Genomic DNA, 8,563 nt, shown 5'->3' with positions numbered 1-8,563 from the left:
CGGTCTCCCCAGCCTTCCTCCACGTCGTTCCTCCATTCCGTGCAGGCCGGGTGATCCCTCTCCGTCCCGGCCGCCCTTGCACCTTGCACCCCCCGGTCTCGGCGACGGCCAAGGTTGCAGCGCAGCGCTGCGCTCCAACCTAAGCCAAAAGGATCAGGACCATGACCAACATTGTTGAAACGACCGCCACGGAGACCTATTCGATCCGGCGCTGCTGAACACAGAAATCGACGGCAAAAAATTCGACGCCAACAAAAAGCATGGCGAACCTGGAAAATATGGGAAGCAGAGATTTGCCGAAAAGGTTGTGCAACCGCAGAAGGACACGATCGACTTTTCAAAATTTTCGGGATTGCTTGATCGCATTGTCGCGGCTCTGAATGATTATACGGCCAATCCACCGCCACCTTAAGCGGTGGATATGATTGGCATTTGGCTGGCGTTGAGCCAACGATTCATGAGCGATAAGACGACTGCACACGGAGCCCCATCGGCGCCATCCTCTAGAGATATGGGCGCGGAATACTCACATAAACAGACGATAAGGATAGACGTTTCGAGGCAGATCGGGAACATTGGCAATTGTGCGCGCTAGTTTCTGTGAGTAGCGAATGCTGACCGGCACCGGGTCGTAGAGCGCGTCATTGTTCCAATCCATCTTTGTCAACGCCAGCGCCTCGTGAGCGGTCAATTCGAGGGGCCCGCTGCCGGCATGACGAATTAATTGAAGCGGTCGCGGTATACTCTTTTTGCCCTGGTAGTAATCGCCTTTGGTTGAGACATCTGGAGCATTGCCCGCCACCCACACCAAGGCGGAATTACCCGTGCGGACCACCATCGTGCCGCGGGGCACGGGAAACCCCGACGGTTTTGATGGCGGCCTCTCTACTCCCGACTTGATGAGCCAGACGCCGCGCCAGCACGATGCCGAGCTGACCTCGACGCACTCTATTTCCGCTACGCCAGCAAGCGCGTCGAACGCGCCTTCGATTTCAGCCTCCTTGAAGGCCGTCGTCTTATGAATGACCATGCGTTTTGGTAAGTTGCCGCCATTGCGCCCCTGATAGAGTGCCAGGCTACGGGCGAGTACCGCGCGCATGTCGTCGCGGCTGAGAAAGGGGTTCCTGCGCGCTTCGGCCACGTCGGCCACCGGGTCTCGCGCCTCGAACGCAACGAACTGCATGCCCCCGCCGTCCATGTCGAAGACCTGCGAGCAGCACGTCACATAATGCGCGTCTTGTTGGTCACCGCGCAGGGCATAAGCCAACCCGATGTAGGCAGTGTCCGCCGGCACACCCTTCAGCGGCGCGAGCTTCCATGGCGTGCCCGCAGCCTTCACATACAGTGCGGTTGAAAGACGCCACGCGAGCGAGGCCTTAAAGCTGAACGTGAAGACGCGATCGTTCAGAACCTGGGTCGGAATATTATACTTGGCGCCCAAAGCCTTCAGCACGTCGTGGGCGTCAAAGAATTTTCCGCGTGTCGCCATGTCCCAGTTGTCAGGAAAGTGGACCAGCACAACGTCGAACTCATTGCGAACGGCGTCGAGGCGGCGAAGCGCGCCATCCATTGCAAGGTATAGGCGATGCTGCGCGTTGCCGTCGCCCGGCAACTGGTCGAGGTGTTCAGGCCACTTGATGTGCGCGCTCGCTGGCGCGGCATCGAGCGACACGCGGAATAGGCGCTCAAAACCGGGATATTCCGGCACATATTCTGATCGGTCGGAAGGCCGATGCACGCCGCGCAACAGCTTCATCAGGTCGCCGCGACGATGGAAAGCGCTCTCCGGGCCAACCGTCGCGATTCGAATGCGGGGAGTGTATCCGCTAAACGATCCTTTCGAATACGGCCCGAAGTTCAGCAGGCCGCGCAATGGATGGACATCTACCTGGGTGGCGTCGGATGGTGAAAACGACAGGTCCGGCTCATCCAAGAGCGTGAATGGCGGCAACTCGGTGAGGGCTGAGTTCGCCATCATTTGCTCCTGTCGAAGTAGGTATGGTGATGCGATGGTCGGCTAAACCCGGTGACGGGTGACACCTTGAACACGGCATCAATGCCAGTGCCCTCTTCGAGCCCGAAGGCACTTCGGGTCGTGCCTCCCGTTTCGGTTAGAAGCTGTGCCCAAGCCCCAATAATGCTGGACCAATTCCTATTATAGCGCGGAGCCCATCGCTCGCGGCGCCAGTCACCGGCAGGATCACCTCGGCGCTCGGCTCGCATACCCATTTCAGCCGGAGCTTCTTCGGCGACCAAACCCTCCGCACTGTCCGTTTGGGAACTATCTTGCCGGGGCAACTGGACGAACGTGTAAGGCTCGAAGCCGCACCACCACTTTCCATCGACTTGTTCCAGCTTGAGGTGGACACCCTCCTGAAACGGGAAGCCAAGCTTGGGCACAGTGCCAAACAGACTGGTGCCGTAGGCATCGCGCAGCCGAGATAGGGTTTGCTGCTGACGCCGCGCTCGATCAGGATCGTCGCCGTCGCGCGGTGTTGCAACGACGAGCGAATGGCCCGAACGCCTGTAGCGTGGGATGAGCGGGCGCTGTCGGGCGAGAGATCGCACGAGCGTGTCGTAGAGCAATCCCATCGCCCAGCTATCGGCGACCGGATCTAGGTCGATCGTTCCAGCGAGCGATGGACCGAGCGGAGCCAAGGCATCCAGGATTTCTTGGTCCCGCCCGAACGCCGCTAGCTCACGCCCCAACGCGGCTGCCGTCGCTCGATATCCTTTCGCTTTGAATATCTCGCGCACCTCTGCCGACGTCGTCGATTGGCTCAGCCTGATGCGTCTGGCTACGGTCGGCATCGATTGGAGCAGAATTGCCGAATAGCGCAGCACCGGGAAGGCGCGGGCTTTGGTATGTGGAATCTGAACGGGCACGAGGCGCGGCGTAGGTCGCCCTTCCATCACGCGATCAAGAAGCGGTTGGGGTAGGTCAGTTATCTTGATGATATCGGCAGCCAGTTCGTCGAAGGTCGCGCACTCGACGACGGCCACGTCCACGCCGGCTGCTTGAGCGCGATCTAGGAATTCGATCACTGCTGGCAGCAAGCGCGAAACTGACGAGGTGAGCCAGTAAAGCCCGTTGGGAAATGGCGACGACCCATCCAGAACCGTGTTCAGCGCCTCCATGATCGAAGCGTCGCGTCCGCTATAGCCGACGAATATCATTCCGAAGCGCTTGCCGGATTCCACCAGCACATGCCGCATCCGAGCATCCTGCTTCTCAAGTTCCGATCCCGTATTCTTAATCGCGATCGACTGATAATCGCCATGAAGCTTAGCGACCAGCGGCCAGTCCGACTCATTGAGGCAACGCATTGCACGGTCAGCGGAATCGATCGCCGCCACAGTCGGGCGGTTCTGGTCGTCTATCGGGAGGATCGCATTTGCCGAATGCGCCGACTCCTCGATAAGCGGATCGAAGTTAGTGGTGAAAACGCTATCGACCTTACCGGCTGCCATAAGGCTGCCAAGTACCTTGTGCCCAAAACAGGGAGTACCTTTGGAGATCGCATCGTCGATATATTGTCGACGATGCCGAGCCTCTGGATATACCGCTTCGAAGGCCTTGGCATATTCCGTAGGATCGCCGTCAGGCGGCAACAGTGACGTTTGCCGAAAAAAGGCATCGATCCTGTCGATCCACACTGGATCAGCCGTATCGATCTCTCGCTTTGACAGGTTTGTCTCACGGCAAAAGATTTGCGCCTTGAAGTCGCGGATCATGGCATAGCCGGTCGGGATGCCGGAGGCGGCCGATGCGCCAGCGCCAAGGAACCACGCCACGAGATGGGGCCTAAGATCGAAGGCGGTCGCGAATTGTGCGGCAGATATAGTTTTTATCGGCACAGGCTCCCCCTTTTAGGCCGTTGTGGGGAGCGGGTCGGTTCCCTCGCTCAAGATGGCGAGATATCGCCGGTAACTGAACACGCGCCCCCGTTTGCGCCCGGTGATTTCCTCAACGATGCCGAACCGTTCCAGATCGGCGAGTGCCGCATTCACGGTCGGAGCGGAAAGCCCTGTTTGTTGGACGAGCTGGTTGGCCGTCAGGAACGGGTTCTGCTGAAACAGATCATGGATACGCAGCGCGGAGCCTGCCCGGTCGCTCTCTGTCGTAATCCACTCGCGGTCTTCCTTGAACAGATCAACAATACGGGTAGCGGCCTCGAACGCCTGATTGGCCGTATCCGCAACGCCGGTGAGGAAGAAATCGAGCCAGGCTTCCCATGCCCCGTGCTCGCGCACCTCCTGAAGCAGTCGGTAATAATCGGCGCGATGAGTTTTCAGGTACAGGCTCAAATAGAGGAGCGGCTTGCGCAGCACACCGTTGACGCAGAGATACAACGTCACCAGCAAGCGGCCGATCCTGCCGTTGCCGTCCAGAAAAGGGTGGATGGTCTCGAACTGGACATGCAGCAGCCCGGCCTTGATAAGGGCGGGCAAACGCGAACCGTCCTCGTGCATGAATCGCTCAAGCGCATCGAGACAACCATCCATCTCGGGCGGCGGCGGCGGCACGAAAAGCGCGTTGCCTGGACGTGAGCCACCGATCCAGTTCTGAGACCGCCGAAACTCGCCGGGATTTTTCGTCCCGCCGCGTCCGCTTTGCAGTAAGCGTTCGTGCATCTCGCGGATCAGACGCAGTGACAGCGGTAGCTCTTCCAGCCGTTCCAGCCCATACATCATCGCATCGACGTAGTTCGAGACTTCGCGGATGTCGTCGATCGGCTGGCCGGCCTGCGCTTCGGTCTCGAAGCGGAGCAGGTCCGAAAGGGTCGATTGCGTTCCTTCTATCTGGGACGAAAGGACGGCTTCCTTCCGCACGTACATGTAGAGGAAGAGTTCTTGGCGCGGCAGCAGCATAGTGATGCCGTCGAGGCGCCCCAAGGCACGTTCCGCCAAACTTAGCCGCTCCAGAAGGGTCAGCACGTCGATCGGCGGTTCTGGCGGTAGTGGGGGCGGTACAAAGGCGCGCACGATTTCGCCCGCAACAGGGGTCTCGACAAAGCGGCCTAGCCGGAGGTTGGAAGCTGATTCGGACATGCCCCATTATGTGGGCGCAGCGTTATTTAAGCAATTGGTACTTGGCTTAAATAGGAGTTGAGCTAAGGTAAGCACTCTTAAATAACGGGCGGCACCATCATGGGCGGGTACACGCAACGGGTTCGTGACAGTATTCTTCCGCTTTCAGTGGCGGGAACCCTGCCGGCTGCGTTCCACGAGTGGTCCTTCACCGACAACACGGTCGACCACGAACAACCCATCGAAACCTGTGAACTCTGCGGCCAGCAAGACCTTCGCTACCACTTCGAGATCGCCAATCACTGTACAGATGCGACGCTTTGGGTCGGCTCCCACTGCATACTTCAATTCGATGTGGCGGTCATCGAGAAAGGCAGACGCCTCTCGCCGGCCGAGGCAAAGCGTCACCTCACCAAGCTGACCCAGCAGATGCAGTTGGAATCCTGCATCCGCACACTTGAACAGCTTGCTACAAAAGAAAACAATCCCATCCTGTCGGGCGCTCTGGATTACTATCGCAAGAACAAGAAGCTCACCCCTAAATACGCTGCTGTCGTCTTCTGGAAGCTTCAGACTTTCAACATCGATCATCACCCGTCGTTCTTTCAGATCGAGCTTCGCCGCGCCCAACATATCAACGATCTGAAACAAATGCCGACCGCGCGCGTCCATCGGTTCTGGACCGCGTTGACGACTGCCCAGCGTCGCAAGGCTGTTGAACTGGGTCATACCTCACCACAAGGGTAGCTGCGGCGATCAGCTTGCACGGCCTCCAGGTTCTGAGGTTTTGCACATCCTGATCCAGCTTTATGCCCGTCTCCCGCTGGCGCTCATGCCGGGCGGGTTGCTTGGGGGCGCTGCCCCCTGGCGCGGCGCAAGGGATCGCTGCCACTCGTGACGTCAATAGACACGAGTGAACCAGCCCTCTTTTCAGCACTAACGTCGAGCGACTGCAATCAGCGCCGTGGAGGGTATGGGCAGGGTGGCTCTTTCGCCTGCCATCTTCCGGACCTCGGCGATCACGGCGTCCTTTTCGACTAGATCGAGACTCGTCCAGTCTGGAGACATGCCAAACAGCGAATCTGGTTCGGCCAATGCCCCTATATCCAACTCATAGTCGAAGGTAATCGGCTCAATCTTAGGGTCGCGATACCCCGCTGCTATCAGTTCGCAGGCGAGATCCGCCGGATCGTTCAGCGCGTTCACGGCTTCCGGCATTGTCATGCCTTCCCGTCCGGGGAACAGCTTGCGACGAATTTGGCCGAGTAACAAGAAGGTCGCGGCGCCCTGCTCACGCCAAGTCGCTATCACGCCGTAACCGCCAGGGCGCGTCACCCGCGCCATCTCGGCGAGGCCCTTGCGCCAGTCTGGGAACATGATGACGCCAAATATGGAAAATACTGCATCGAAGCTGGCATCCTCCAAAGAAAGCGCCTGGCCATCCATGACCTGCGCCTCGACATTGGGCACACCCGCCGCTGCGATGCGCGCGATCATGCCAGGCGAGAAATCTGTGGCAAGAACCTGCGCACCGGCTTGAGCTGCGAGCAGAGCCAGTGCACCGGTACCGGCCCCAACATCGAGAACACGGCTATTGGGACCCAGATGCACGCGGGTGAGCGCTGCCTCGGCATAGCGAGCTGTAAAGGGATGCGCCGTCTCCTCATAGTGCCGGGCGGCGATGTCCCAGTGGTCAGGGCTCTCGAATCCAACCATTTTCAGCGCTCCACGAATCATGTAACATTAAAAGTATCGTGAAACTGAACTCTTGCCAATCCCCGCTGACATGCGAAAGCTTCAACCATGCGTAATGACAGCCGCTTGTCGCGAATGCTCCATGTATTGCTCCACATGACCCGCCACGACGGTCCAATGACGTCTGACGAGATCGCGCGCATGCTGGGCACCAATCCCGTGGTCGTGCGTCGGACGATGGCCGGCTTGCGGGATTCTGGCTATGTGCGATCAGAAAAGGGCCACGGTGGTGGATGGGTCATCGCGGCAGACCTCAAGGCTGTGACGCTTCTCGACGTCCACCGTGCCGTAGGTGGGCCATACCTCTTCACAATCAGTAACGGGCACAGGGATACCGACTGCGCGGTTGAAAAAATTGTCAACGAAGCCCTTGATAACGTATTGAGCGAGGCTGAAGCGATGTTGATTGCAAAGTTGGGCGCTATTAGCCTGGAAGAACTGGCTCAACGCTTCGACGAACAGTGCAATAAAAATATCTAGTGACATGGCTATGAAGCAGTATATCGCGAGATGATAGGCAACAATTTCTGGTCTTTTTTGGAGCAGGCTCAACAATGCCAAGATTCATATTGGTTTTCCCTCTGCCAGCAACCCCGTCGCCAAAGCGCAGAAAGCCTCAATGGCCTTGGGAAGGACAGCGCTTGGCTCATCACTTGCCGCTACCCATAAAGCAGCATTCAACGCCGCGCCGTTGAGAAGACGTGCCGCCGCCTCGTCATCGACAGGCTTCATGATCCCGTTCGCGATCAGCCTGCTAACTATCTGCTTCGTCACTTCCAGACAGGCGTTCTGACTGGGCCATTGTGTGGGGTCGCCCAGAAAGGCAGGCCCGTCCAGCAGCACGATCCGGCGAACCTCGGGGTCGAGGGCCATTTCGATATAGGCCGATCCCTCTGCAAGCAGGCCTTCCCAGTCGTTCGGCGCGACTGCCCCCAGTTCTTGTGCCCGTTCAGCCATTTCGCCATCGACTTGAGCGACCACTGCGGCGAGCAGTCCCTTTTTATCACCGAAATTATGGTAGAGCGCCCCGCGTGTCAGCCCAACATCCGCGGTGAGTTCGTCCATCGAGGCCGCGGCGAACCCTTTCGCGGCAAAGGCCCGGCGCGCTGCCGAAATCAGCTTGGTACGGTTTTCTTCCATGGTCTCGATGCGTCGACGCGGCGTCACGAATAGCCTCCTTTTCACATACGCAGTGCATATCAATTGACATACGGACCGTATGTCAGATATTTATATACGTAGCGTATATCAAATTACGCCACAAATGAGAACCATGTCCGGCCGCGATGAGCGCCGACATTGCAGGCCCAAGCAGTTTCCAGAAAGGTTGATCCCATGACCAAACGTAATGCTATTTTTCCAGCGAACCGCCATGCCCTCTACGAAGCCCATGGCTATTCGGCTGCGATCGCATCCGGCGATCTCCTGTTCGTATCCGGTCAGGTTGGAAGCCGTACCGATGGCTCGCCAGAACCGGACTTCGCCGAGCAGGTTCGATTGGCCTTCTCCAATCTGGGGGCAACGCTGGCGGCGGGCGGGTGCACCTTCGACGACATCGTCGATGTGACGACGTTCCATACCGATCCGGAAAACCAGTTTGAAACGATCATGAAGGTGAAGAGCGACGTCTTTTCTCAGTCGCCCTATCCGAACTGGACTGCGATCGGTGTCAACTGGCTCGCCGGTTTTGACTTCGAGATCAAGGTTATCGCTCGCATCCCAGATGGAACCTGAAGCTATCCGCGTCTCCTGATCGTCGGAGGCCTGCGAGCCGACA

At 58.3% G+C, this 8,563-nt stretch carries 8 protein-coding genes; 3 read left to right on the top strand and 5 right to left on the bottom strand.

All coding sequences use genetic code 11. The features are described 5' to 3' along the window. Nucleotides 1-526: 526 nt before the first annotated feature. The 3 genes from SCA01S_RS11480 to SCA01S_RS11470 all read right to left on the bottom strand — a co-directional run bounded on the left by SCA01S_RS11480 (nucleotide 527) and on the right by SCA01S_RS11470 (nucleotide 5,052). On the bottom strand, nucleotides 527-1,975 hold the full coding sequence (locus SCA01S_RS11480; protein WP_062785620.1) for an argonaute/piwi family protein: 1,449 nt from the start codon (nucleotides 1,973-1,975) through the stop codon (nucleotides 527-529). After that, complete coding sequence (locus tag SCA01S_RS11475) at nucleotides 1,975-3,795, bottom strand: SIR2 family protein (RefSeq protein ID WP_167542889.1); 1,821 nt, start codon at nucleotides 3,793-3,795, stop codon at nucleotides 1,975-1,977. The genes SCA01S_RS11480 and SCA01S_RS11475 overlap by 1 nt, the downstream gene beginning before the upstream one ends. A gap of 75 nt (nucleotides 3,796-3,870) precedes the next feature. Beyond that, nucleotides 3,871-5,052: a Fic family protein gene (locus SCA01S_RS11470; RefSeq protein WP_062785618.1), complete on the bottom strand. Its 1,182-nt coding sequence runs from the start codon at nucleotides 5,050-5,052 to the stop codon at nucleotides 3,871-3,873. Nucleotides 5,053-5,151: 99 nt separating this feature from the next. Between SCA01S_RS11470 and SCA01S_RS11465 the strand changes: the two genes are divergently transcribed. After that, nucleotides 5,152-5,778 carry a hypothetical protein gene (locus SCA01S_RS11465; RefSeq protein ID WP_062785616.1) on the top strand — a complete coding sequence of 209 codons (627 nt, stop codon included), beginning with the start codon at nucleotides 5,152-5,154 and terminating at the stop codon, nucleotides 5,776-5,778. A gap of 189 nt (nucleotides 5,779-5,967) precedes the next feature. Here SCA01S_RS11465 and SCA01S_RS11460 read toward each other — a convergent pair whose 3' ends face one another. Further along, the gene (locus SCA01S_RS11460) at nucleotides 5,968-6,768 is read right to left on the bottom strand and encodes a class I SAM-dependent methyltransferase (protein WP_245652526.1); all 801 of its coding nucleotides are present in this window, start codon (nucleotides 6,766-6,768) and stop codon (nucleotides 5,968-5,970) included. A 66-nt stretch (nucleotides 6,769-6,834) separates the two neighbouring features. Between SCA01S_RS11460 and SCA01S_RS11455 the strand changes: the two genes are divergently transcribed. After that, a complete protein-coding gene (locus tag SCA01S_RS11455; RefSeq protein ID WP_062785612.1) occupies nucleotides 6,835-7,266 on the top strand; it encodes an RrF2 family transcriptional regulator in 432 nt (143 codons plus the stop codon). An 84-nt stretch (nucleotides 7,267-7,350) separates the two neighbouring features. Here SCA01S_RS11455 and SCA01S_RS11450 read toward each other — a convergent pair whose 3' ends face one another. Further along, complete coding sequence (locus SCA01S_RS11450; protein WP_245652525.1) at nucleotides 7,351-7,953, bottom strand: TetR/AcrR family transcriptional regulator; 603 nt, start codon at nucleotides 7,951-7,953, stop codon at nucleotides 7,351-7,353. Between the two features lie 168 nt (nucleotides 7,954-8,121). Between SCA01S_RS11450 and SCA01S_RS11445 the strand changes: the two genes are divergently transcribed. Continuing rightward, nucleotides 8,122-8,520 carry a RidA family protein gene (locus SCA01S_RS11445; RefSeq protein ID WP_062785608.1) on the top strand — a complete coding sequence of 133 codons (399 nt, stop codon included), beginning with the start codon at nucleotides 8,122-8,124 and terminating at the stop codon, nucleotides 8,518-8,520. Nucleotides 8,521-8,563 lie beyond the last annotated feature (43 nt).

It is taken from the genome of Novosphingobium capsulatum NBRC 12533, from assembly GCF_001598375.1.
GTDB lineage: Bacteria > Pseudomonadota > Alphaproteobacteria > Sphingomonadales > Sphingomonadaceae > Novosphingobium > Novosphingobium capsulatum.
Note: the sequence above shows the minus strand (reverse complement) of the source record. Positions and strands in the feature narration are given on the sequence as shown.